At 59.2% G+C, this 23,553-nt stretch carries 20 protein-coding genes; 14 read left to right on the forward strand and 6 right to left on the reverse strand.

Annotated features, from left to right (window positions below):
* Positions 1-702 precede the first annotated feature (702 nt).
* Positions 703-1,986, forward strand: a complete 1,284-nt coding sequence (locus ACZ5DH_RS08025) for a sensor domain-containing diguanylate cyclase (protein ID WP_464253809.1) — start codon at positions 703-705, stop codon at positions 1,984-1,986.
* A gap of 188 nt (positions 1,987-2,174) precedes the next feature.
* Here ACZ5DH_RS08025 and speA read toward each other — a convergent pair whose 3' ends face one another.
* A complete protein-coding gene (gene speA, locus ACZ5DH_RS08030) occupies positions 2,175-4,091 on the reverse strand; it encodes a biosynthetic arginine decarboxylase (RefSeq protein ID WP_464253810.1) in 1,917 nt (638 codons plus the stop codon).
* A gap of 263 nt (positions 4,092-4,354) precedes the next feature.
* Here speA and ACZ5DH_RS08035 point away from each other — a divergent pair, with 263 nt between their 5' ends.
* Positions 4,355-5,521: an efflux RND transporter periplasmic adaptor subunit gene (locus tag ACZ5DH_RS08035; RefSeq protein WP_464253811.1), complete on the forward strand. Its 1,167-nt coding sequence runs from the start codon at positions 4,355-4,357 to the stop codon at positions 5,519-5,521.
* Positions 5,522-6,016: 495 nt separating this feature from the next.
* Here the strand turns inward: ACZ5DH_RS08035 and ACZ5DH_RS08040 are convergent, their stop codons facing one another.
* Both ACZ5DH_RS08040 and ACZ5DH_RS08045 read right to left on the reverse strand, forming a co-directional pair.
* Entirely contained in the window at positions 6,017-6,652 is a 636-nt protein-coding gene (locus tag ACZ5DH_RS08040) for a YigZ family protein (protein ID WP_464253812.1), read from the reverse strand.
* Positions 6,649-7,407, reverse strand: coding sequence for a cupin domain-containing protein (locus tag ACZ5DH_RS08045; protein ID WP_464253813.1), 759 nt, complete (start codon positions 7,405-7,407; stop codon positions 6,649-6,651). Before ACZ5DH_RS08045 ends, ACZ5DH_RS08040 begins: the two co-directional genes overlap by 4 nt.
* Positions 7,408-7,891: 484 nt before the next feature.
* Between ACZ5DH_RS08045 and ACZ5DH_RS08050 the strand changes: the two genes are divergently transcribed.
* The 5 genes from ACZ5DH_RS08050 (at position 7,892) to proC (ending at position 14,028) form a co-directional block, all read left to right on the forward strand.
* Positions 7,892-8,395 carry a rubrerythrin family protein gene (locus tag ACZ5DH_RS08050; RefSeq protein WP_464253814.1) on the forward strand — a complete coding sequence of 168 codons (504 nt, stop codon included), beginning with the start codon at positions 7,892-7,894 and terminating at the stop codon, positions 8,393-8,395.
* A gap of 1,169 nt (positions 8,396-9,564) precedes the next feature.
* Positions 9,565-10,920: a S41 family peptidase gene (locus ACZ5DH_RS08055; RefSeq protein ID WP_464253815.1), complete on the forward strand. Its 1,356-nt coding sequence runs from the start codon at positions 9,565-9,567 to the stop codon at positions 10,918-10,920.
* Between the two features lie 23 nt (positions 10,921-10,943).
* Complete coding sequence (locus ACZ5DH_RS08060) at positions 10,944-12,527, forward strand: divergent polysaccharide deacetylase family protein (protein ID WP_464253816.1); 1,584 nt, start codon at positions 10,944-10,946, stop codon at positions 12,525-12,527.
* A gap of 247 nt (positions 12,528-12,774) precedes the next feature.
* A complete protein-coding gene (gene ndk, locus ACZ5DH_RS08065) occupies positions 12,775-13,194 on the forward strand; it encodes a nucleoside-diphosphate kinase (RefSeq protein ID WP_464253817.1) in 420 nt (139 codons plus the stop codon).
* 3 nt (positions 13,195-13,197) lie between these two features.
* Positions 13,198-14,028: a pyrroline-5-carboxylate reductase gene (gene proC / locus ACZ5DH_RS08070; protein WP_464253818.1), complete on the forward strand. Its 831-nt coding sequence runs from the start codon at positions 13,198-13,200 to the stop codon at positions 14,026-14,028.
* A 435-nt stretch (positions 14,029-14,463) separates the two neighbouring features.
* Here the strand turns inward: proC and ACZ5DH_RS08075 are convergent, their stop codons facing one another.
* Together ACZ5DH_RS08075 and cobT are read right to left on the reverse strand one after the other, a co-directional pair.
* Positions 14,464-15,495: an ABC transporter ATP-binding protein gene (locus ACZ5DH_RS08075; protein ID WP_464253819.1), complete on the reverse strand. Its 1,032-nt coding sequence runs from the start codon at positions 15,493-15,495 to the stop codon at positions 14,464-14,466.
* The gene (cobT, locus tag ACZ5DH_RS08080; RefSeq protein ID WP_464253820.1) at positions 15,489-16,613 is read right to left on the reverse strand and encodes a nicotinate-nucleotide--dimethylbenzimidazole phosphoribosyltransferase; all 1,125 of its coding nucleotides are present in this window, start codon (positions 16,611-16,613) and stop codon (positions 15,489-15,491) included. Before cobT ends, ACZ5DH_RS08075 begins: the two co-directional genes overlap by 7 nt.
* A gap of 136 nt (positions 16,614-16,749) precedes the next feature.
* On the opposite strand from cobT, the gene ACZ5DH_RS08085 reads away from it, so the two are divergent.
* The 6 genes from ACZ5DH_RS08085 to ACZ5DH_RS08110 all read left to right on the forward strand — a co-directional run bounded on the left by ACZ5DH_RS08085 (position 16,750) and on the right by ACZ5DH_RS08110 (position 21,646).
* Positions 16,750-18,189, forward strand: a complete 1,440-nt coding sequence (locus tag ACZ5DH_RS08085) for a trypsin-like peptidase domain-containing protein (RefSeq protein ID WP_464253821.1) — start codon at positions 16,750-16,752, stop codon at positions 18,187-18,189.
* A 223-nt stretch (positions 18,190-18,412) separates the two neighbouring features.
* On the forward strand, positions 18,413-18,601 hold the full coding sequence (locus ACZ5DH_RS08090; protein WP_464253822.1) for a ferredoxin: 189 nt from the start codon (positions 18,413-18,415) through the stop codon (positions 18,599-18,601).
* A 307-nt stretch (positions 18,602-18,908) separates the two neighbouring features.
* Positions 18,909-19,580, forward strand: a complete 672-nt coding sequence (locus ACZ5DH_RS08095; protein WP_464253823.1) for a YkgJ family cysteine cluster protein — start codon at positions 18,909-18,911, stop codon at positions 19,578-19,580.
* A gap of 118 nt (positions 19,581-19,698) precedes the next feature.
* Positions 19,699-20,091 (forward strand): hypothetical protein, encoded by a 393-nt coding sequence (locus ACZ5DH_RS08100; RefSeq protein ID WP_464253824.1) that lies wholly within the window; start codon positions 19,699-19,701, stop codon positions 20,089-20,091.
* Positions 20,088-20,711 (forward strand): tetratricopeptide repeat protein, encoded by a 624-nt coding sequence (locus ACZ5DH_RS08105; RefSeq protein ID WP_464253825.1) that lies wholly within the window; start codon positions 20,088-20,090, stop codon positions 20,709-20,711. The genes ACZ5DH_RS08100 and ACZ5DH_RS08105 overlap by 4 nt, the downstream gene beginning before the upstream one ends.
* Before the next feature lie 638 nt (positions 20,712-21,349).
* Positions 21,350-21,646: a pseudouridine synthase gene (locus tag ACZ5DH_RS08110; protein ID WP_464253826.1), complete on the forward strand. Its 297-nt coding sequence runs from the start codon at positions 21,350-21,352 to the stop codon at positions 21,644-21,646.
* 335 nt (positions 21,647-21,981) lie between these two features.
* Here ACZ5DH_RS08110 and ACZ5DH_RS08115 read toward each other — a convergent pair whose 3' ends face one another.
* Positions 21,982-22,788: an exodeoxyribonuclease III gene (locus ACZ5DH_RS08115; protein WP_464253827.1), complete on the reverse strand. Its 807-nt coding sequence runs from the start codon at positions 22,786-22,788 to the stop codon at positions 21,982-21,984.
* A gap of 174 nt (positions 22,789-22,962) precedes the next feature.
* On the opposite strand from ACZ5DH_RS08115, the gene ACZ5DH_RS08120 reads away from it, so the two are divergent.
* A complete protein-coding gene (locus ACZ5DH_RS08120; protein ID WP_464253828.1) occupies positions 22,963-23,553 on the forward strand; it encodes an IMP cyclohydrolase in 591 nt (196 codons plus the stop codon).

Genomic DNA, 23,553 nt, shown 5'->3' on the forward strand with positions numbered 1-23,553 from the left:
GAAACCTGTGCGTACTGTATTTTAACGGCTTCAATACAGTATTGCGTAAAATTCACAGTGGCTGACTTTTTTCTGCACATCATCAACCCTGAACCTCTTCTTATAAATGTTTTATGCCATTTTCCAAGGAACGCCATCTGGTCTTTTGCTTTAACGGAACAAAAAACCGCGCTGTCGGTCCGATTTCCGCCTGCCTTGCCGCACCGGGCAGATGTGGCGGAGCCATCTGCGGTAGCGGAGAACAAGCACTCTTGTCTTCAGCCCACAACCGTCTGAACGCACTACAGGTCGTGCCCCAAAACTTCCTACGGCGTGACTGGCAGCCCATACGGATACGAATTTTTACCCATATAAATGATGCCGCGTCCATGATTTGGACAGCCGCAACGCGCCCATGCTGACCAGCGGCGTATGCGCCCCTGCCATCGCCTGCGCGCTGCAATTTCGCGCGAGTTGAAACAACGATGCGAAAGACCGCCATATCTGGCTGAGAACTGAGGCATCTCACGTGGCACAATCAGCGCGATAGCGGCCCTCTACTGTCAACGATTGCATTTGGCAAAGATTGCGTGGGGGGCAACATGAAATCATTTCCGGCAGCATATGGAGGCTTGCATGCGCAGATGTTTGAAAGACTGTCGGCATTTTTTCGTGGCGCTTGCAATTTCACTGTCATTAACATTGCTGGGAGCAGGGTTTCTTGTGCAGCGCAACGCTCAGATGCGTATCGCTGAACTCGAAAGCGTATTTACGTTGCAAACAGATAAACTGACAAGTATCCTGACAAAATATTTCTATAAAACACAAACACTTGCCGCAATTACCATTACGGGCAGCGGTAAGATCGAAAATTTTGAGCAGGTAGCAGCCGCGCTTCTTGACGACTCGTGTATTCAGGCCATTGTTCTGGCGCCCAAGGGTATAGTAAGCCATGTATATCCCACACAGGGCAACGAGGCGCTGCTGGGCAAGGACATATTGACCTATTCTTTCGGCAGTTGGGAAACGGTACGCTCCAGACACAGCAGCCACATGGTCATGGCGGGCCCCGTACCCATCATAACGGGCGGCACGGGCCTGATGGGCCGATTGTCGGTCTATACCGACGGCAAGAACAAGGCCAGGCAATTCTGGGGGATCGCTTCCATTGCGCTCAACTTCCCTGAAGTACTCAAGGGAGCGGAGTTGAGGCTGCTTGACGAACTGGGTCTGCCCTATGAAATCTGGCGAGAAAGCCCGTACGGCGGCGATCGCCAGATACTCGCCATGGGCACCAGCCCTGAATCCAGGGGCGCTCCCTACCTGGAAATGCCTGTGCACATACTCAATACCCAATGGTTTTTCAAGCTTTCTGCAAAAAGGGCATGGTACCAGCTCACGGAAACATGGCTTTACGTTGGCTTCAGCATACTGCTCAGCCTGCTGGTTTCCATGCTGGTGCAGCGCAGGTACGACATGGCGTTGGCGCACCGCCGCCTGGAAGAGATTGTGTATATCGACGCCCTGACAGGCTGTTTGAACAGGCGCGGACTCTTTAACGATCTTGGCCAGCGAATCGAAACCGACCCTGAAAAGAAATTCAGCCTGTATTATCTGGATCTGAACAAATTCAAGCCCATTAACGACGATTACGGGCACAAGGCGGGAGACAGGGTGTTGCAGCATTTTGCGGCCACCATGCGCAAATACGCTCCCAAACCCCACGCCCTTGCCCGCATAGGCGGTGACGAGTTCATTCTCATACTGCCGGGAGAAAATGACGAAGCACGAACACGGGAGGCCCTGGAAAATGCGCGTCGAGAATTGGCAAAAGGATTGCCCGCCGAGGGTATTCCCGTCGCCATTACCTTCAGCGTCGGCATGGCCGTTTACCCCGACCACAGTACGGATCTGGACGCGCTGCTTTCACGGGCCGACCAGGCCATGTACAGGGACAAGCAGTCACACGGCAGCGTGCGCAATGTGCCCCGTAGGCAGCAGGCGTAAATGACGCATCAGCCAGGCCAGATTGACGTTGAAATGTTCCAAAACAGGCGGCGGGCCAATGCCCGCCGCCTGTTTTGGTTCGCTGTAAGCGTGCCTGCCCTGTTACGTGCTGCAACAGGCGTGCCCTGTTGGGATGTTTCTATCCGCAAATGCGCTCCCTCTACATGGAGCGCATTTTTTGCAGCGGCCTACCTTTCAAAATAGGTATAGCCGCGCAAACCGTCTTCAAAGGCCTGCATGATGGAGAACCTGTCGCTGGGCGAAATGCGGCCCTGACGCACGGCCTGCTCGGCAGTGTCGCGCAGGTCTTCAATAATGCGGCGCGGGTCATATTCCACATAGCTCAGGATGTCCGCCACAGAGTCGCCACGAATTTCGCGCACGTACTCATAACTTCCGTCATCGGCCACGCGGATGGACACGACGTTGGTGTCCCCCATGAGGTTGTGCAGATCGCCGAGGGTTTCCTGGTACGCGCCCACAAGAAAGACGCCGAGATAATATTCCTCGCCGTCACGCAGGGGATGCAGTTCCAGCGTGGGCTTCATGCCCTGCGGGTCGATGAACTGGTCGATGCGTCCGTCCGAATCGCAGGTAATGTCCGAAATAATGGCGTGCCGCGCCGGAAACTCCTTGAGCCTGTGGATGGGCATGACCGGGAAAAGCTGGTCAATGGCCCAGGTGTCGGGCAAGGACTGGAACACGCTGAAGTTGCCGTAATAGATATCGGCCAGACTCACGTCAATATCGGCCAGATCGCGGGGTACGTTCTTGAGCCGGGTCTTTTCCTGGGCGATACGCATGATGATGGCCCAGAAAAACCGCTCGGCCAACGTCCGCTGGCGCAGGTTCGCGCGCCCCATCGAGAAAAGCTGCCGCATCTCGTCACGGTAGTAGATGGCGTCGTTATAGCATTCCTGCAGATTGCGCAGGCTGATGTTGGCCAGCGTTTCACGCAGGTTTTGCACAGGTTCCGGCGTGCCTTCGGGCAGAGCGTCAGGCAGTTGCACTTCTTCAACAATGCTCACGTCCAGCACGTTGAACAGCAGCACCGAATAATAGGCCACAGTGGCGCGCCCCGATTCGGTGATAATATGCGGATGGGGCACATTTGCCTCATCCAGGGTGCTCATGATGGCCTCAACCACGTCTGTGCAGTATTCGTCCAGACTGTAGTTGCGCGAAGAAATATAGTTGGTATGCGAACCGTCGTAGTCAACGGCAAGGCCGCCGCCAAGGTCAAGGTAGCCCATGGGCGCGCCCTCTTCCATAAGTCCCGCGTAAAGACGCGCGCCTTCCATAACGCCTGTGCGGATGTCACGGATGTTGGAAACCTGCGAACCCAGGTGGTAGTGCAGGAGCTTGAAGCAATCAAGCATGTCGTGCGCCTTGAGCGTATCCACCACGTCCACGATCTGGGCGGGAGAGAGGCCGAAGGTGGAACGCTCGCCGCCGGAATCCGTCCAGTGCCCGCCAGCCTTTACGGCCAGCTTGGCGCGCACGCCAATGTTGGGCCGCACGCCAAGAACCTTGCTGCGCTCAAGCAGCACGCCGAGTTCGCTGGGCATTTCAAGCACGAAAAAGACGTTGAAGCCCAGGCGCAAAGCCTGAAGCCCCAGATCCATGAATTCCTCATCCTTGTAGCCATTGCAGATGATGCAGGCCTCGCGGTCCTGCATCAGCGACACCGCGGCGATAAGTTCGGCCTTGGAGCCTACCTCAAGCCCGTGGTGATACTGTGCCCCGAACTGGGCGATTTTTTCCACCACCTGCTGCTGCTGGTTAACCTTGATGGGAAAAACACCGCGATAGGCCCCGGCATAGCCGAGATTTTTGATGGCTTTGCGAAAACTCTCGTGAATATTCGCTATGCGCGAGTCCAAAATATTTTCCACGCGCAAAAGCACGGGCATGTCGTGGCCCCTGTCCCGCAGGCCGGATATGATCTCCGGAATTGAAACCTGCGGCCCCTTGGGGCCCTGCGGGCAAATAACCACTTCGCCCGCATCGGAAACGTCAAAATATCCGGCACCCCAATTGCGGATACCGTACAGTTCGATGGAGTCCTCCACCCGCCACTGCTGCAATGCGCGGTTTTTTGCCAACTCGCACTCCTTGTATCGCCCTACGGCGAAGGTTAAAATCCTGCTGCAAAAAAGAGGCGTAATTATGCCGGGAAGGGGGTGAAAGTCAATGTTGGCAAACAGACCAAAATACGACGCTTTGGGCCTCTATTCACTTGACGCCGGACGGCCCTTGCTTCAACCTGTCCGCATGGTCACACCCGCTTTTTGGTTCAGGCCGGCCTGTGGAAGCCCTGTTTTGTGCTGCCCGTGTATTTGCTGTCCATGCTTTTAAGGATATATCCATGACGCCCTTTGACAACCGCCCGCCGATGCCATTTTTTTCCTGTACCAACCTTGCGGGGCATCTGCGCCATGCTCCCTTCCCTCGGGCTCTGCTGCTGGCCCTGACCATTGCGCTGCTTCCAGCTCTGAATGGCTGCTTTGGCAACGACCAGAAATCTTCCGGGCCGCCCCCGGCACCTGTGCGCGCGGCCGCTGTGGCCCGTGCCGATGTTCCGCGCCTGCTGCATGTGGTGGGCAACGTGCGGGCATCGGCCTCTGTGGGCGTCAGGCCGCGCGTGGCGGGCGAAATACAGCAGGTTCATTTCACGGAAGGGCAGGATGTGCAGGAAGGGCAACCACTCGTCACCATCGACCCGCGCCCTTTCGAGGCTGTACTGCGTGAAAAACGCGGCATGCTGGCCAAATCGCAGGCCCAACTCAACAAGGCACTGGATGACATGGCGCGCTACGGAAAGCTGGTGGGCGGCGGCTATGTGAGCCGTGAAGCCTACGAACAAACCGCTACCCAGGCGGCGGCGCTACGCGCCACGGTGCAGTCTGACAAGGCTGCCGAGGAAAGCGCGGCCCTTGACCTTGCCTACTGCACAGTGGTGGCCCCCATAAGCGGACGTGTCGGAGCGCTCAATGTGGATAAGGGCAACATGATAAAATCCACTGACGCAACGCCCATTGTGACCATCGACACTCTTTCCCCCATCTATGTGGGTTTTTCCGTGCCGGAGGCACATCTGCCCGTCATACTGGACCGCATGGCCACTGAAAGCGTCCCCGTTACCGCCACGCCTACAGGCGCGCAGCCGGAACACGGGCTGCTGACCCTGGTCGACAATACCGTGGACACGCGCACCGGCACCATCCGCCTGCGGGCCACATTTGAAAACGCCGACCGCCATCTCTGGCCCGGCCAGTTCGTGCAGGTTGAACTGCCCCTTGGCATGGGCGAACAGGTGCTCACCGTGCCCTCGCGCGGGGTACAGTCTGGTCGGGACGAATCCTATGTATATGTGGTGGACAAGGACAACCGCGCCGCCTACCGCACAGTGAAGGCCCTGTTTGAGCACAAGGGAGTCACCGTTGTGGAAGGGGCATTGACCGAAGGCGATCTGGTGGTCGTTGACGGTCAGGTACGCCTTGCCCCTGGCCTGCCTGTGAAAGTGGTGGAATAAACGCGACGCCAGCGCGGACGACGTTTGCGGGCAGGCAGCTGCAATGCCCATGGCGCGCCCCTTGCATCGCGTTGCGCGCGGATACGCAGCAATGCTGACCTTCACGACAGTCGCACGCAGCTATGTAGCAGTACTTGCGTTATGCAATTGTGGCAAACCTGCGATCTTTGCATGGCGACTGCTATTGCACGAAAAGGACCACGCCGTTTCACATACCGATTATTTTGCGCAGTTTCTTTGTCGCATGGCTTAAAGCATACGCAGCCCCTGCGGCAACGGCTGAAACGACACACGCCTTCACGGCGGGCGTCGTTTCACACGGCCGCCGGGGCAATTACAAAATAAAAACCTGGTCTGCATGTAACAACAGCGCGTGCCTTCTTGAAAAACGCGCAGCGGCCTGTCGCCCTCATGCGGGCATAAAAAACACGCGCGGCATATTATCTCGGCGTATTGCCCGAGCGTATTGTCGCTGAGCCTTGCCGCCAATACGGCTCAAACGTCTTCCATTTCAATGCGCCGGCAGACGGCCGAACCGTTGCTCAATCCTGCCAGGGCAAGCTCGAACTGCGCCAGGTGCTCTTCAGGCAGCAGCAGCGTAAAATGGGCCTGGGCCGCATAATCCTCGGTCGCTGTCTGCGCCTCAAAGGTCGGCAACAGGCGGCGCAGGGCGTCCACATGGGCGTATTCCACCGTAAGGGCCAGGCGGGCCTTCGGCACACGCTCCACCAAGGGAAGGGAAGACAGATTTTCGCGCACGCTGTCCTGATAGGCGCGCACAAGCCCGCCAGTGCCGAGCTTGACCCCGCCGAACCAGCGGCTCACCACCACGCACAACTCGCCCACGCCACTGTGCAGCACCACCTGCAGCATGGGCCGACCGGCCGTGCCGTGGGGTTCGCCATCGTCGGAAGAGCCTATCTGTGCCGTATGCCCCGGCGCTCCCGCCGCATAAGCCCAGCAGTTATGGGTGGCGTCCGCGTGACGCCTGCGTATTTCTTCCACAAAGGCGCGAGCGGCAACGGGGCCTGGCGTGTGGGCGCAAAGAGCAAGAAAACGGCTGCGGCGGATGAGTATTTCCGTGCAGTGCGGCTGGTCCGGGCTGGCGGCGGGAACGGCGTAGCGGCTCATGCCCCGTGCCCCTCGCAGTGCCACAGGGGCTCATCTTCATGGTCGCTTTCGTCACGTCGCGCATGCTGCGGCAAATCCAGAACCGAGGCGTCAGTCAAGGTGTCCGGCGGGGCGTCTGGCGGGCAGAATTCGCGGATACAGTCGAGCGCCAGGGGAAAACGCCGCTCCAGTTCGTGACGCCGGGCCAGATGCAGATCGGTGAAATCAAAACCGGGGGCAACCGTACACCCCACCAGTGAAAACCCGGAGCCGGGCGCTGGCGTGGCCCCGAACCAGTGGCCGCCGGGCACGGCAAACTGCAAGACATGCCCGTTGAAAATATCCGGCCCCAGGATGACTTCGCGGGCACGGCCCCCCTGGTCTATCCAGGCCAGCCGCAACGGCCCGCCAAGATGAAAGTGCCACAACTCATCCTGGCGTATGCGGTGCAGACGTGAGTATTGCCCTGCCCGCAGCAGAAAAAGTATGGCTGTCGATACGGGCCGGGGCTGCTCAAACCCGCAGGGCATGCCCCGTGGCGTCAGCATCTGCCCGCACTGATAGGTACGGCGGTAATATCCCCCTTCTGGATGGGGGGCGAGAGCAAGCTTTTCAATAATATTGCGGGCGTCCATATGTGCAGTGTAACCGCAGCCGGAGGCATAGGCAACGGCGGCAGCGCCGGGGCGCAGGACTGGCCGCGCGGAGTGGCGGCCTGGCAGCAAGTGGGCCGCGCCAGCCGCGCATGCCCGCACGCCCGAGGATTTGGCAGACAAATGTGCGCCCTGCGAAAACGTAAATGTCGCGCACCCGCACGCGTGGGATTCGACGAGATCAGGCCGTCACTGCGGCCGAGCGGCACAACGCACATCCACACCAGAAAATTCGGCCTGAGCTGCGACAAACACCATCATACGCCGCCCCCACGACCGGCCGCACTGATTGGACAGCAGATGAAGAGCAGGGTACCCTTGAAAACATACATTCCCCAAAATTTCGACGCGCGAGCTTCAGAACGTAACCGCCCGAAGAAACTGTTCTTACGCCTCCACAAAGAGCGTCTGCTCCCGTATTTGCCAAAATGCCCCAAACGTGAAATTGCCCTTGAACGATAATTATTTTATGTAGATATCAGCATTTGCACACAGCACGGACAAAATTATTACAAAAAAAGCTTTACAAGCACCGGGCTATTGATTAAATAGGAATCGTTCTTGATAAAACTAAAACATAATAAATCAACACTACAAGGAGTAACCAATGAGCAAGACTCAGGAAAATCTCATGACGGCCTTTGCCGGTGAATCCCAGGCCAACCGCAAATATCTTGCTTTCGCCCAGGCTGCCGACAAAGAAGGCCTGCCCCAGGTTGCCAAACTTTTCCGCGCAGCTGCCGCCGCCGAAACCATCCACGCCCACGCGCACCTGCGCAATGCGGGTAAAATCGGCGACACTGTCGCCAATCTCAAGTCGGCCATTGAAGGTGAAACCTACGAATTCACCAAGATGTATCCCGAAATGATCAAGGACGCGGAGGAAGAAGGCAAGACCGCCATCGCCAAGTATTTCGACTTTGTGAACACTGTCGAAGAAGTGCATGCCACCCTGTACAAAAAAGCCCTTGAAAACCCCGCTGGTCTGCCCGCGACCGACTATTACATCTGTAAGGTTTGCGGCTACACGCATGAAGGCCCCTGTGACGCCTGCCCCGTGTGCGGCGCTGGCACAGCTGCCTTTTTCAACGCCAGCGAATGCTGCAAGTAATTCACTTTCAACCAGGGATTGCACCAGCCAGCTGATGCGCTGACAAAGGGCGCGCCCCGTGCGGGCCCAACCACGTAAGCAGCGATTGGCCGAGAGGGAGCAACCACACAAGATTTCAGGCGAGAAGTCGGGCGATGCGCCCGCTGGTCGCAGCAAGTAAATCCGATGTGTTAAAGAGTCTCAAAGGGGGCGGGGCTGCCGGCAGGTGCTGGCGGCCCTCTTTCAATCTGGCCGCAAACATGCGCAGCGCCGTCCTGGAGCAGATCAACGTTGAAATGCTTCACATTTCAACGTGTCATTCTGCCGAAAAATGCGATTCTTGGCAGAATCCACGCAGACGGCGGCGCGCTACGCGTACGTGCAGCGTTAGAGCAATTTAACTTTTAAATTGCTCTGACGGCTGCGTGAGCAGACGTTCGCTACGGAGGCGTCAGCGCAGTTTATCTGCGCGGTTAAACGCCGAAGTGAGCGTGCCTTAAACTTTGAGAATGTAGATTCTCAAAGTTAATCTGCTCTAGAGCGTGCAACCTTTTTCAAAGGTAAGAAGCTCTAACGGACCACGGCGGCGCGAGAGCGGATCCGCGTGGGAACACTGGTGCTGTTGGGCCTCCCGGTCTGGGGCCGCGCCGGCTACGGCGCTCACGCATGCACTGGAGCATTTAACACTTGAAATGCTCGTGTACGGCAGGCAAAAGCCCGCCTGCCCGCATTCGCGGCAAGGGTTTTCCTGAAAATCCTTGCAGAGCAGTTAACTCATTTCATTCATAAACTGCTCTGAACGGCTGCGCAGTCTGCATCCACAGGCCAGCGTTGTGTCCTGCAAAACGGTTCTTCAAAAACCAGGGCAGCCGCTGCGGGCCGAGGGGGCACATCCGCGCTTGCGCCCTTACCGGGGGCGGCTTACAGTTGCCCGAGCGGTTCAAAACAGCATGCTCGGGCCGCACGGCTCTTCCTCTCGTGCCGGTTCGGGCGCAGGCAGGCTTGCCATGCGGTAATGCCCGCCTTTTGGTTTGCCTTTTTCATCAAAAAAGTTCAGTATGGACTGATGTTCGCTGGTTTGGGCACAATTGCCCTGTTCCGGCGTCACGGGGCGCGCGCCCACTTTTCTGCGCCGAGGACCGCCATGTTGCGGTGCCCCTTACGTCCATTCAGTTGTGTGGAGAACGTCAATGCGTCTTCTTTTCCGTTCATATGTACTTAGTTTTACACTGCTCCTCGGTGTCGCTCTGGCGTGCCAGGGCGTAGTGCACAGCGCCGAAGCCAAGGAACCTGCCAAGGAACCGGCCAAAGAGCAGACCAAGGATGCTCCCAGTAAATTCGATGCCCTCAAGCGCTTCAGCCAGGTACTTGATCTGGTGGAGCGTTATTATGTTCGCGACGTAACCCAGGGTGACCTGATCAACGGTGCAGTCAAGGGTATGCTGCAAGGGCTTGACCCCCACTCCACCTTCATGAACACCGATGAATACAAAGAAATGCAGGAGACCACCTCCGGCGAGTTCTTTGGCGTGGGCATAGAAATATCTCAGGAAAACGGCCAGATCACCGTGGTGACCCCCATTGAAGACACCCCGGCCTTCCGTGCCGGTCTGCAGCCGGGCGACATCATTCTGTCCATCAACGGCCAGCCAGCTCAGGAACTGTCCCTTCAGGAAGTGGTGTCGCGCATCCGCGGCCCCAAGGGTTCGGAAGTTGAACTGGTCATTCTGCACCACGAATCAAAAAATCCGCAAACCGTGCGGATCACGCGCGACGCCATCCCCCTTATCAGCGTCAAGTCCAAGAAGCTGGAAGACGGTTACTACTGGCTGCGTCTCACGCGCTTCTCCGAGCGTACCACTGACGAGTTGAAAGAAGCCCTCAAGGCCGCTGAAAAAGAAAGCAAGGCCACTGGCGGCATCAAGGGCATTGTGCTCGACCTGCGCAACAACCCCGGCGGGCTGCTGGATCAGGCCGTAAGCGTGTCTGACGTCTTCCTTGACAAGGGAACCATCGTTTCCATCAAGGGCCGCCGCGAGAACACCGAGCGTGTGTACACGGCCAAAAAGCAGGGCGACGACGTGCGCGTTCCCATGGTGGTTCTTATCAACGCGGGTTCCGCCTCTGCCTCTGAAATCGTGGCTGGCGCGCTGCGTGACCAGAAGCGCGCCCTCATTGTGGGCGAACGCTCCTTCGGCAAGGGTTCTGTGCAGAACATCATTCCCCTGGCTGACGGCTCCGGCCTCAAGCTCACGGTGGCTCTTTACTACACGCCCAACGGCAGTTCCATTCAGGCCGAAGGCATCGTGCCTGACCTGGAAATCCCCTTTGAAGCGCCCCGCACCGAAGATAAGGACAACCCGCGCATGATGCTGCGCGAGCAGGACCTGAACCGCCATCTTGAAACCAAACCGGACAAGAAGGCGGCCAAGGGCAAAAATACGGCCAATGACGCGCAGGAACAGCTTGCGCGTGACAATCAGCTGCGCATGGGCCTGCAGATGGTCAAGAGCCTGCCCAAGATGCGTGAAATCAAGGCAGATTGACGCCGGGCGTCACCTGACAGCACATGCGGCATAAAAATGATACGGAAAGCCTCCAGACTGGCCCATTGTGGCCGGGCGGGAGGCTTTCCGCATCTGTGCGCATGGCCCTGGGCGGGGGAATCTGGCTTGCGGCCAGTCTGGCCCTTGCCCTGTGGGTCGGACGTGGCACGCCTGACCCCTTTGCCGAAAATCAGCCCGCGGCAATGACGGATGCCGCCGGCGACCCGATGGATGCCCGTCCGGGCCAGATGCCGCAACCAGGCAGAGACGCCGCCGACCCGCAGGCCAGACTTGAAGCTCTGGACAAGATGGTGGAAGAGGTTTTGCCGCAAACGCTGCCTGCCGCCCGCTGGCGGCGGGAACTGACGCCCCCCCTTGTCGGGGACGACCCCGACGGCGGCCATGACACTGGCAATGGCACTGCCGGTACTGCCGCCCTCAGCATGGCAAGAAACGCGCGACGCAGCGCCTCCTCCGGCGCACCCTCTGGCGCGCCTGGGCAGGCAGCCGTGTTTCCCGCTCCCGCCAGCCCGGAAGCTCCGACGGTTCGCGTCTATACAGTGACAGGCCCGTGCGCCCCGCTGCGCCTCGGCCTGGGGCTGCTGGACAAGCTGGCCCGGCCCGACGCGAAGGTTCTGGCGGAAAGAAAAAGGCTCGCGGCTGAAGAGGCCGCCCTTGGCGGCCCGCAGGGCGGAGGCGGCCTCAACGCCAGAGGCGGCGCGGCCCTGTCCGACAGAGAAACGGATCTGCCTGGTCCAGAACTTGCTGATGGCACAATCCGCATCGCCTGGACGGATGCGGGCAGTCTGGATATTTACGATAATGGCCGTCTCACGCACCGGTTTCTTTTTCCGGGCCGCGAGGCGCAACTGGCTGACCTTGCAAGCCCTATGCCCCGGCCCGCCCTTGCGTTGGTTATTGACGATATGGGCCAAAGCCTGAGCGCCGCGGAAGCCCTGGCCGCCCTGCCCTATCCGGTTACCCTGGCCATATGGCCGCGCGCGCCGCACGCGCGTGAAACGGCGGAGATCGCCACACAGCGTCGGCTCGACGTCATGGCCCATGTGCCTATGGAGCCGCTGGCCAGAGCGGACGGCAAAAGGCCGCAACCCGGACCAGGGGCTTTGCGTACAGATATGGAGCCCGGTCAGATCAGGGCCACCCTGAAGGACAATCTTTCAGCCCTGCCGTCGGCCATAGGCCTGAACAACCATATGGGATCGGCCTTCACGGGCAGCGCGGCCTCCTGCCGCCGCCTGTGCGCCTGGCTTGAAGGTATGGGCCTCTTTGTTCTGGACAGCCTCACCACCCCGGACTCACAATTGGGCATGCAGGCACGGGCTTTGGGCATGGTAAGCGCCGTGCGGGACGTTTTTCTTGATACACGCCGCCAGACGCCCGCCATCCTGTCCGCCCTGGACCAGGCGGCGGCAAAGGCCCGCGCCAGAGGCTACGCGGTGGCCATCGGCCACCCGTATGAAGAAACCCTGCGCGCCCTGCGAACCTGGCAGGACAAGGCCCAGGTTGCCCTTGTGCCCCTGCGTCGGCTTGTCTGGCACCTTGCGCAGGAACGATCTGCCGGTACGGCCGAAACGCTTGCACGGTAGCCGCGCTGAAGATCCTCGGCACAGGCCAAGGGCAAATTTTCCGCCTCAGGAGCGCCGCGCATGCCGGGCCTCTGCCCGCGCAGACTCCGGGCATCCTCAAAATGACGATGCACTGAGCGCCATGTTAACAGCTTTGCCCGCCGCTGGCTCCGATGGGGAGCCGCACCGGACGGGCAGCGCGCCGCAAAGGGCGCGCCGGGGCGTAAGCGGCGCCCCGCCTTCACCCTATCAGATTAAGGAGTGTGTCATGATGCAATCCACCTTTGCCATTATCAAACCCGATGCCGTCGCAAGCCAGTTCACCGGTGAAATACTGGCGGCCATGGAAGCGTCCGGGCTCAAGATCGTGGCCCTCAAAAGGTTGCATCTTTCCAAGGCTCAGGCCGCCGGTTTCTATGCCGTCCATCGTGAACGTCCCTTTTTTGACAGTCTGACGGACTATATGTCCTCTGCCCCCCTGGTTTGCGTGGTGCTGCGCGGTGAAGACGCTGTGCCCCGTTGGCGGGCCCTCATGGGCGCCACCAATCCCGCGCAGGCCGAACCCGGAACCATCCGCGCCAAGTACGGCCAGAGCATTGAGGCCAACGCCGTGCATGGCTCGGACGCTCAGGAAACCGCCGCCTTTGAAATAGGCTATTTCTTCAGTGGCCTGGAAATTTCGGAGTAAATCATGACAATGCGCATAGGTTGTGTGGGCTGCGGCAATATGGGTGGAGCCATTCTGGCCGGACTGGCCCGCGGTGCGGGCCGGAACCAGGATCAGGCAGACGCTTACGCTTTGTGCGGCTACAACCGCACAGCCTCGCGCATGCGTCCGCTTGAAGAAGCAGGGGTGCAGGTCATGACAAGCCCCCTTGCCGTGGCTGAAAATGCGGACATCATCATTCTGGCGGTCAAGCCGTACCAGATGCGGGAAGTGGTGGGACAACTACGCCCCGCGCTTGACGCAAACAAGGTTCTTGTGTCCGTGGCTGCGGGCATCACCAGCGGCAGTCTTGCCCAATGGGCTGAAAACGCCTGCCCCGTGGTGCGCTGCATGCCCAATACTCCCGCCCTGGTGGGTAAGGGCGTGTTTGCCCTGTGCCTTGAGGACCCCAAACTCTCCCAAAGCTGCAAGCAAAGCCTTTTGCGGGTTTTCGGCACTCTGGGACAGTGCGTCGAACTGGCTGAAGAAAAATTCACGGCCTTTTCCGCGCTCATTGGCGCGGGCCCGGCGTACGTATTTGCCATGATGCAGGGGCTCGTGCAGGCCGGGGTGACGCTGGGCTTCCCTCATGCCCAGTCACGGCAGATGGTCACGGCCCTTTTTGCCGGATCAGCCCGCATGGCGGAGCAGGACGCCTCCCCCCTCGGACAGTTGCGGGACAACGTCTGCTCGCCCGGAGGCCTGACCATTGCCGGAGTGAACGTGCTGGACCGCGCGGGCCTCACCGGCCTTCTGGTTGATGCCGTGCTGGCCGCTGACGCCCGCGGCGCGGAGATGGAACGCAAGGGCGGTTAGGTGTTGAGGTCAAGAAGGTTGCGTTGAATTGCTTTGTGGGGGAGGGACCCTTTTGCAAAAGGGTCCCTCCCCCACACCCCCACCCCCTAAAACTCTTAGAGCAGATTAACTTTGAAAATATACATTTTCAAAGTTTGAGGCACGCTCACTTCGGCGTTTAACAGCGCAAATAAATTGCGCTTACGCCTCCGTGGCGGGCGTCTGCTCCCGCATCCACCAGAGCAATTTCATTATGAAATTGCTCTAGCGTGGTCACGTATGACACAAAGGGTTTTCTGATTTGAAGTGGGGATGTTTCAAAGCCCGTGGCCAATCCGGCCCGGTAAAAGATAAAGTCGGCTTTCAGGTGTACCTGAAGGCCGACTTTTCATTCGGTGAAAGAACAGGAAAAAACGGTTTTTCAGCCCGCGCTTCGAGCGCCCTGCCCGGCGTTTGTCAGGCAAACCAGCAGCGTGCCCGCCAATCCGGGGCGCGCTCCTTCCAGACCGGAGCCTCGGCGCGGCAAATATCCTGCGCCTTCGGACAACGGGGATGAAAGCGACAGCCGTCCGGCGGATCCAGAGGGCTCGGCAGTTCGCCTTCCAGTGGCGGTGCAAGATAGCCCCCGCCCTCGCCTGTGGGCATGGCGGCCATGAGCGCCTGCGTGTAGGGATGGGCCGCCCCGGAAAAAAGCTGCTCCGCTGTGGCTTCCTCCACCACCTGTCCAAGATACATGACCACAATGCGCCTGCACAAAAAGCCCACCACAGAAAGGTCGTGCGAAATGAAAAGATAGGCCGGGCCGAAGTGCTCCTGCACGTCGCGCAGCAGATTGAGTATCTGCGCCTGCACCGAGGCGTCCAGAGCGGATACGGGTTCATCGCACACCACCACCTGGGGTCGGGTGATGAGCGCGCGGGCCACGGCTATGCGCTGACGCTGGCCGCCAGAAAACTCGTGGGGATACCTCCCCCCCATGCCTTCAAGGCCCACGGTGGCAAGCATCTCGTCCGCCAGCCCGAGGCGTTCGGCCCTGGGGATGTTGCGTGCAGCCAGAGGCTCGGCAATGGAGGCCCTGGCGGAAAGCCGTGGGTTAAGCGAAGAGAAGGGATCCTGAAAAACCATCTGAATCTGCCCGGCGGCCCAACTGTTGGCCCCGGCCGGGGGCAGCTCCCTGCCGCCAAGCAGCGCCTGCCCCTCTGAAGGTGCGAGCAGACCGCAGGCAAGCCGCCCCAGGGTCGACTTGCCGCAGCCCGATTCGCCCACAAGCCCCAGACTTTCACCGGAATAAAGACGAAGGCTCACGGCGTCCACGGCCGTAAGAAGGCGCTGTTCGGCAAAAAAACCCCGCCTGACGGCAAAACGCCGTGAAACTTCGCGCAGTTCAAGCAAAGGAGCGGCGGCGGGGTCTGCGGCGGGATTTATCGCCACGTCGTCCGCCCCAAGCGTGGCCAAATCCACTCTGGCATCGTCTGTCACGGTCAGCATGTCCGCTCCGCCACACCAGCGGTACTGAAGGTAGCCATGTCATTATAGATGTCGGCGGCGCAGCGTAACAGGCCATAGGCCACAGCCCCCCCGGTTCCCTCGCCCAGCCGCATGTCGAGATGCAGCAGAGGCCGGTGGTCGGGCACTGCCTGTTCCAGCCGGGCCAGTGCCCGGCCATGCCCCTGTTCTGCCGAGGCATGGGACAGCACGGCATACTCGGCCAAAATCGGACATATGCGCAAAGCCGTCACATAGGCCGCGCTGCAAATGAAGCCGTCCACCAGCACGGGCAAACGCCGCGAGGCCGCGCCCAGCATGATGCCGCTCATTACCACGATTTCGTGGCCGCCAAGGGCGGCCAGAATTTCCACGGGATCGCCGCTGCCCACCGCTTTTTCGTTAACGGCCAGGGCCTTGCGCACTATCCGGGCCTTGTGCTCGACCATGGCCGCGTCCGCCCCTGCCCCGGGCCCTGCCATGACCTCTGGTTCAAGGTGCAGCAGCGCGCAGTATAGGGCCGTGCCCGCAGTGGAGTTGGCAATGCCCATCTCCCCCACACCAAGACACTGATACCCCTTGTCCGCTGCGTCATGGGCCAGTTTGACGCCCGCGCGCAGCCCCTTGAGGCAGGTTTCCACACTCATGGCCGGGCCAAGCGTCATATCCGCCGTGCCGTCACCGAGGCGGCAGTCCAGCAGCATGGGGTTCGGCGCAAACGAGCCGCCAGCACATCCGGCGTCCACCACGCGCAGTTCCATGCCCATGCTGCGGCACAGCACGTTGATGGCCGCGCCGCCGCCAAAAAAATTCTGCACCATCTGGCGCGTCACGGCCTGCGGAAAGGGCGAGACGCCCTGAGCCGCCACGCCATGGTCGCCCGCAACAGTAAGCATGAGCGCCGGATGTACCCGCAGGGGCAACTGCCCTCCGCGCATGGCGTAGAGCCTGCGGGCCAGGTCTTCAAGCCTGCCAAGGCTGCCTCTGGGTTTGGTGAGGTCGTCAAGATGCGCCTGGGCCGCATCCAGATCCTGCTGGCGCAGAGGTTCGATATGCAGGTCGGGAGAAATACGTTCAAGTGCCGTTGGGGATGAAAAAAGCTGTGAAGTGTTGTCGTTCATAATTTTTATCTAGCCTTTCCCCTTTCCGTGCGCAAGGGTGAGTGTCGGCAAACAGGGAGAATATGCATGGCCGCCCTTTACGATCGCTTGCGGGTACTTATTATGACGTGCATACGAAACCGAGGACTTTTCACCAATGACCCAAACACTCGCAGCCATATACGCTCAAGTTCCTTCACGGGTCCGCTCCATGTGCGGCCAGCGGCATTTTTGCGGCATCAACCGCACCCTGGCCTGGGCGCTCTACTGGACATTGCTGACGTTTCTTTCAGGCGGGCTGCTTGCCCCTGCGCAGGCAGGCGCGGCCCCTCAGGAAAACAGCCCGCGCATGACCCCTGTGGTCCGCGCCGTGCAGGCCGTTGCTCCGGCTGTGGTCAACATCACCAGTACCCATGTGATACAGGGGCAATATCTTTCGCCTCTGGAACAGTTTTTCGGGCCGGGGTTTGGAATGGGACCGGATTTCGGCGCTCCCTCCCCCCGCAGCCAGAAACGCGAAAGCCTGGGAACAGGCGTTATTGTTGACGGCAAAAAGGGGCTCGTGCTCACCAACGCCCACGTTATCGCGGGCGGCGACGAAGTTATGGTACGCCTGCTTGATGGCCGTGAGTTCCCCGCCATCGTGCGCGGGGCTGACCCGGATTTCGACATAGCCGTACTGGAGATCAAGGGCCCGCAGAACCTTCCGGCAGTGCGCCTTGGAGATTCTGACGACGTGCTTCCCGGCGAGACGGTCATTGCCATCGGCAATCCCTTCGGCTTCAGTCATACGGTCACAACCGGCGTGGTTTCCGCCCTGGGGCGCACCATACGCAACCGCAACAATGCCTTCACCGACCTCATACAGACCGATGCTGCCATTAATCCCGGCAACAGCGGCGGCCCCCTGCTCAATCTGGAGGGCGTGCTTATCGGCATCAACACTGCCGTGGACGCCAGAGCCGAGGGCATAGGTTTTGCCATCCCCGTCAACAAGGCCCGCCGGGTTATGGCCGACCTTGTGGACAGCGGCAAGGTCGCTCCCCTGTGGCTCGGACTTGACGTGCAGGATATGGACGTGCAAACAGCCATGGCACTGGGGCTCAAGAGCGCGCGCGGCGTGCTGATCAGTATGGTTTTTCCCGGCACTCCGGCCGACGGAGCCCATATACGTCCCGGCGACATTCTGGACACCATCAATGCAACGCCCGTGCGTGACCGGCGAGACTATCTTGATATTTTGCGCAACCAGACGCCGGAAACAAAGCTGCGCCTGGGCCTGAAGCGCGATGGCGGAGCCGTGACGGCCGAGGTTGTTCCCGCGCCCTTTACTGACGAAAGCGCCCGCACCCTCATGGAAAAGCGCTGGGGTTTCAGCGCGATGCAGACATCCGGCGGCGTTGTGTTGAGCAGCGTCAACAAGCAGGGACCGTCAAATTTCTTGCGTAAGGGCGATGCTATCACCGCTGTGGGGGCCAGCCCTGTGCGCAAGATGGAAGACCTGTTGCAGGCATTCAGGCGCGAACGCATGGCCGGGCAGGTACTTTTGCAGGTCATGCGCAACGGCAAGGGCTATTACGCCAGAATAACGCCATAACAGGCCGGATTACGCCCCTTCGGGCAGGTTCCGGCGGGGTACGGCAATGCTTCTCTTTTTTGAGCCCATCACAGGCAATACGTCTGAAAATCAGCGCATGGCGAGGCTTTTCGGGCAGAGAACAAAGGGCACTTGACAGGGGGGTAGGCTAAAGCTATCCATTTGCACAAGCTAATTTTATCCGCTTGTGTGATCAAGCAAGACAACCTATTGGGAGGACATCATGGGTTACAATGTGAATGTTGACGTGGACAAGTGCATCGGCTGTGGCGAATGCGTGGATGTTTGCCCCGTTGAAGTTTATGAAATCAAGGACGGCAAGTCTGAAGCCGTGAACGCTGAAGAGTGCCTTGGCTGTGAATCCTGTGTTGAAGTCTGTGAAGTCAGTGCCATTACCATTGAAGAAAACTAAGGTAAGGTTGGAAGGCCGTTCGGCATTCCATTGCTGACCCAGTCACAGACTGAGTGTTGTGCCGCCCGACGCACGCGCGCCAGGCGGCACTTACATACAAGGCGAAACGCGGGATTTTTCCGGGCGGGTCAAAGCCTGCCTTGAAATCCCGTACAACACGCCGGGCGCGACCGGATACGCCTTGTGGGCTTTATGTTCAGGCCTGACCAGAACGCCCGCAAAAAAAAGGGTGAAACCTTCCGCCTCCGCCCCGCCGCACACCTGCCGGACGGCCCGTACGCGCCCTCCGCACAGCCACAGGATGACCATGATCCCTGATCTGACCGCCATTTTCGCCCGTTATGAAAACCTGCGGGCTGAGGCCGACACCCTCTTTGACCGGGTACGGGAGGCCTGTCCGCAGTGCGTGACCTGTAAAGAAGGCTGTAGCGACTGCTGCCACGCCATGTTCGACCTTTCGCTGGTGGAGGCCATGTATATTCACAAGGCCTTTGAAGAAGCTTTCAATTACGGGCCCGAACGCTCGGCCATTCTGGAGCGCGCTTCTGAACTGGACCGCCACATCACCCGCCTCAAGCGCGACCTGTACCGCGCTGAGAAGGATGGCGAAAGCCCCGAAGCCATCATGTCTGTGGCCGCCAGAGTCAAGATGCGCTGCCCGCTGCTGGACGATGACGACCGTTGCCTTTTGTATGAAGCCAGACCCATTACCTGTCGGCTTTACGGCGTGCCCACCGCCATTGGCGGCCAGGGCCACGTATGCGGGTTCTCGGCGTTTGAAAAGGGCCGCCCCTACCCCACGGTGCATATGGACAAGATGCAGGCCAGGCTTGAAGATCTGAGCAAAGAAATTGCCACTGCTGTCAAATCGCGCTTCAAGGAGATGCATGAAGTCTATGTGCCGCTGTCCATGGCGCTGCTGACCCGCTATGACGAGGCGTACCTTGGCATAGGCCCCGCCAAAAAAGAAGAGGCTTAAGCGGCCGCTGGCAATCACATCCGCAACCGTCGTGCGCGCGGGCGCGGCTGCGCCGCATCCGGCTCAAACCGAAACTACGCGCCCGCAGACGTTTTTGGCGCACAGCAAGGAGTACGGCATGTACGGCAGCATACCCGCCACCGTCTTTCGGGACGGCACGCCGCAAGAACTTAATGAGGAGCAGGAAAAGCTCAAGCGTGAGATTTATGACCGCATGAATCCGCGCCGCCGCAAATTTGTGGACCGTCTGGGTTACGAAAACTGGGACCCTTTCCAGAAGCCCAATGATCCTCTTGACCTGCGCACGGACATCTCAAAACGCACGACGCAACAGCTCATCAACGAATTTCTGCGCGATGCGGCCAAAAATGGCCCGTGCGGCAAGGCTTACAGCAAGGGCGCTATGGAATGCGCTTTGGGCGTCATCAATAAAGACGAAAAATACATGGGCATTTTCGACTTTTGCCGCTGGTACTATGATCTCTTGAAAAAAGAAGGACACATCCAATGAAAGCTCGCTACGACGATCTGGACGAGTATATCGCAGACCTCAAGGCGGAAATTGCCGGAAATGAGCAATGCGCCAACCATCATTATAATCTGGGCCTGGCCTTGTTGAGCAAGCGCGACTTTGTCGCCGCTGAAGAAGCCTTTCTGAATGCCGTGCGCAATTCGCCGCACCTGGCAGAGGCTTACGTACAGCTTGGCGGTATCTGCCTTGAACGCGGCGACCTTGAAGGCTGCCTGCGCTACAATGAAGAAGCCGCCAACTGCCGCGCCAAGTTCCCCGTGCCGTGGAGCAATATTGCCTTTGTGCACCTGCAGCGCGGCGAGCCCGACAAGGCCATCGCCGCCCTGAACAAGGCCCTCAAGTGGGACCCCAACTTTGTGCAGGCGCAAAACGCCCTGGCCACGGCCTATTTCATGAAGGGCAACTTCAAGGCCTGCGAAGAACAGTGCCTGGCCATCATCAAAAAAGAACCCGCCTTTGCCCCTGCCTGGAACAACCTTGCGCTGGCCTACTTTGACCAGGGCGAGCACGCCAAGGCCAAAGAAGCGGCGGAAACAGCCCAGAAGCTGGGCTTTGATGTGCCCGAGGGCTTCATGGAAGAGCTCAAGACCTGCTGCTGATTCTTCTTTACGCCAAAAACACAAGCCCGGAGACCCCTCCGGGCTTTTTTCGTTCTCGTGGGCCAAGGCAGATACCTTGCGCATCTGCCCGTCGGACGCATGCCCGCCATCATCCGCCCTGCGCGGCACAGGCAAAACCTGCCCTGTCGCCGCGCGGCATGCAGCGGGTCCGTTGCATAGCCCCGTAAAGCCCGGCCACGTTGAAACTGCCCCGCGCTGGGGGAGCAGGCGCTCGCCGTACAGGCATACGCGCGAGGTACCCGTGCTGCCCCGCGGTGTAGCGGGCATGCCGAAATGCTGTGGAATATCTTTGCAATATCGGTCCACTCTTGGGTAGAGCGGACATTTTTGCGTAAAAAAATTGGCGCTTTTACGTCAGTTTTTTCGCCACAGGCGGACAGCGCGGCCGTAACGCCACACGCTGTCAGAACTCCCGTGCGCTTTGCCGCAAGCGGCTATCCGCCCCGATCCGGAGCGTCGTGACCTGCCGCAGTCCAGCGGTGGGCGTGCTCGCGTCATTCTTCAAGGCACAAATTTTGCTTACAAAGCAGCGCAAGACCCCGAATGGTCAATTTTGCCGCCCGTCGTTTCCGCAGTGCCCCGGCAGAACCGGAAACGTCAGCATAAGGAGAAAGCCTGTGGAACTGGAATTCCGTTTTCGCAATAACGACATGGGAATGTTGTTTCCTACGTTTCAGGAAAGGGTGAACGCCATGCTGCCCGCCCAAAAGGCGGAAGCCGAAACTGAAGCGTCCGCCGCGCGCGAACTGGACCCGCCTGTCACGGATACGCCGCACATGCTCAACAATGAAGAAATGACCCAGGCACTTGCCCAGGTGGAAGAAGAAGCCGCCCAGCACAGCCAGGAAATGATACAGGCGCACTCCGGCCTCAATGAGCAGCGCGTGGCACGGCTTTTGGGGCTGCTCGACTAGAGCATTTTAACTTTGAAAAAGTGTAAATGCTCTAACGCTGCACGAAAGTGCAGCGCACCACAACGTGGTGTGGGTTCAGCCGAAAATCGCATTTTTCGGCTGAATGAAAACTTTGAAATGTGAAGCATTTCATTAGTAAACTGCCTTCACATGGATTCCTTTGAGAATATACATTCTCATGCGATAGACACGCCAGCTCCGTCGTGTAACCGCACGGGTAAACGGTGAGTTTCTCTTTGCCCTGAACGCAAGAACCGCCTTCGGCTCTCCTTTCATACGGGAGAACAAAGGCGGTTCTTGCGTTCAGGGCGGGGTTATGCGCCCGACGGGCAACCCTACACCTCCAGACTCAGGCCCACAGGGCAATGGTCCGAGCCGTAAACGTCCTGCTCGATCCAGGCGTCACGGATGGCGGGCGCAAGTTCCTGCGACACAAAAAAGTAGTCTATGCGCCAGCCCACGTTCTTTTCGCGCGCCCGGCTCTTGTACGACCACCACGAATAGTTGTCGGGCGCGTCGCCGTGCACGTGGCGGAACGTGTCCACATACCCCATGGCGATAAAGCGGTCCATAAAAGCCCGCTCTTCGGGCAGAAAACCCGTGTTTTTTTCATTCTGCTTGGGGCGGGCCAAGTCAATGGGCCGGTGCGCGATGTTGAAATCGCCGCAGACCACGATGGGTTTAGTTTTACGGCACTCTTCGGCATAGGCCAGAAATGCCTCGAAATAACCCATTTTGTAGGGCACCCGCTTGAATGCGCCCGTGGGCTTGCCGCTTTCGTCCAATTCTTCGGAGCCCCCATTGGGGAAATAGCCGTTGAAAAAATGAAATGCCGGGTATTCCAGATGCAGCAGACGCCCCTCGCCCTGATATTCGGGCTGCGGCAGTTCCGCGCTGCAAGACAAAAAGGGCGTGCGGCTGTAAACGGCCACGCCGGAATAGCCTTTTTTCACAACGCTGGACGACCAGCGGGATTCCCAGCCCGCAGGCTCACGCACTATCTCGTCCAGTTGTTCGGGGTGGGCCTTGGTTTCTTGCAGGGCCACCACATCCGCATCGGTCTGCGTGAACCAGTCCCATTCAGCCTTGGCGGATACCGCGCGCAGGCCGTTGACGTTCCAGGATACAAGTTTGAACTGCATAAAACCTCCGGCCAAAGCATAGCCTTGCTGGCCCGGCCCTGCAAGCTCGACGGGAACGGACGCGCTGTTGCCGATTGCGCAAAAAAAAGCTTTGCTGTAGTAATAAGCCAGGGTTGCATCACGCAGCGCCGGGCTTTCCGGCGCATGAGCCCATGAAATTTTAGGAGTCGCTTCATGGAAATTTTGCCCATCAGACGCGCCATATTAAGCGTCACGGACAAAAGCGGCCTTGTGGAATTCGCCACTTTTCTGACAGCCCGCGGCGTGGAGCTTATCTCTACCGGCGGCACCCAGAAAGTGCTGGAGGCGGCGGGGCTGCCCGTCACCGCGGTAAGCACGGTAACCGGTTTCCCCGAAGTTCTCGGAGGCCGGGTAAAAACCCTGCACCCCAAGATTCACGCAGGCATTCTGGCCAACAAGGACGAAGAATCCCACATGCAGACCCTTACCGAAAAGGGCATACGTCCTTTTGACCTTGTCTGCGTCAACCTCTACGACTTTGCGGGCGCGGTGGAGCGGCAGCTTTCGCTTGAGGAAGCCGTGGAAGAAATCGACATCGGCGGCCCATGTATGCTGCGGGCGGCTGCCAAGAACTTCCACAGCGTTCTTGTGCTGCCCTCACCCCAGTGGTACCCCGTGGCCATGGACGAAATGCGCGCCCACAATAACGGCATTGGCCTGGAATTTCGTCAGATCATGGCTTCGAGGGCCTTTGAGGCCACTTCGCGCTACGACGCCCTCATCACGTCCTATCTTCGTCCCTGA

This window comes from Desulfovibrio simplex (assembly GCF_055387835.1).

Coding starts and splice junctions, on each gene's coding strand:
- ACZ5DH_RS08075 (WP_464253819.1), bottom strand. CDS start 15,495: ATGCTGACCGTGACAGACGATGCCAGAGTGGATTTGGCCACGCTTGGG.
- ACZ5DH_RS08115 (WP_464253827.1), bottom strand. CDS start 22,788: ATGCAGTTCAAACTTGTATCCTGGAACGTCAACGGCCTGCGCGCGGTA.
- ACZ5DH_RS08040 (WP_464253812.1), bottom strand. CDS start 6,652: ATGAGCCGCTACGCCGTTCCCGCCGCCAGCCCGGACCAGCCGCACTGC.
- ACZ5DH_RS08050 (WP_464253814.1), top strand. CDS start 7,892: ATGAGCAAGACTCAGGAAAATCTCATGACGGCCTTTGCCGGTGAATCC.
- ACZ5DH_RS08060 (WP_464253816.1), top strand. CDS start 10,944: ATGCGGCATAAAAATGATACGGAAAGCCTCCAGACTGGCCCATTGTGG.
- ACZ5DH_RS08085 (WP_464253821.1), top strand. CDS start 16,750: ATGACCCAAACACTCGCAGCCATATACGCTCAAGTTCCTTCACGGGTC.
- ACZ5DH_RS08095 (WP_464253823.1), top strand. CDS start 18,909: ATGATCCCTGATCTGACCGCCATTTTCGCCCGTTATGAAAACCTGCGG.
- proC (WP_464253818.1), top strand. CDS start 13,198: ATGACAATGCGCATAGGTTGTGTGGGCTGCGGCAATATGGGTGGAGCC.
- ndk (WP_464253817.1), top strand. CDS start 12,775: ATGATGCAATCCACCTTTGCCATTATCAAACCCGATGCCGTCGCAAGC.
- ACZ5DH_RS08105 (WP_464253825.1), top strand. CDS start 20,088: ATGAAAGCTCGCTACGACGATCTGGACGAGTATATCGCAGACCTCAAG.
- ACZ5DH_RS08090 (WP_464253822.1), top strand. CDS start 18,413: ATGGGTTACAATGTGAATGTTGACGTGGACAAGTGCATCGGCTGTGGC.
- cobT (WP_464253820.1), bottom strand. CDS start 16,613: ATGAACGACAACACTTCACAGCTTTTTTCATCCCCAACGGCACTTGAA.
- ACZ5DH_RS08120 (WP_464253828.1), top strand. CDS start 22,963: ATGGAAATTTTGCCCATCAGACGCGCCATATTAAGCGTCACGGACAAA.
- ACZ5DH_RS08035 (WP_464253811.1), top strand. CDS start 4,355: ATGACGCCCTTTGACAACCGCCCGCCGATGCCATTTTTTTCCTGTACC.
- ACZ5DH_RS08100 (WP_464253824.1), top strand. CDS start 19,699: ATGTACGGCAGCATACCCGCCACCGTCTTTCGGGACGGCACGCCGCAA.
- ACZ5DH_RS08055 (WP_464253815.1), top strand. CDS start 9,565: ATGCGTCTTCTTTTCCGTTCATATGTACTTAGTTTTACACTGCTCCTC.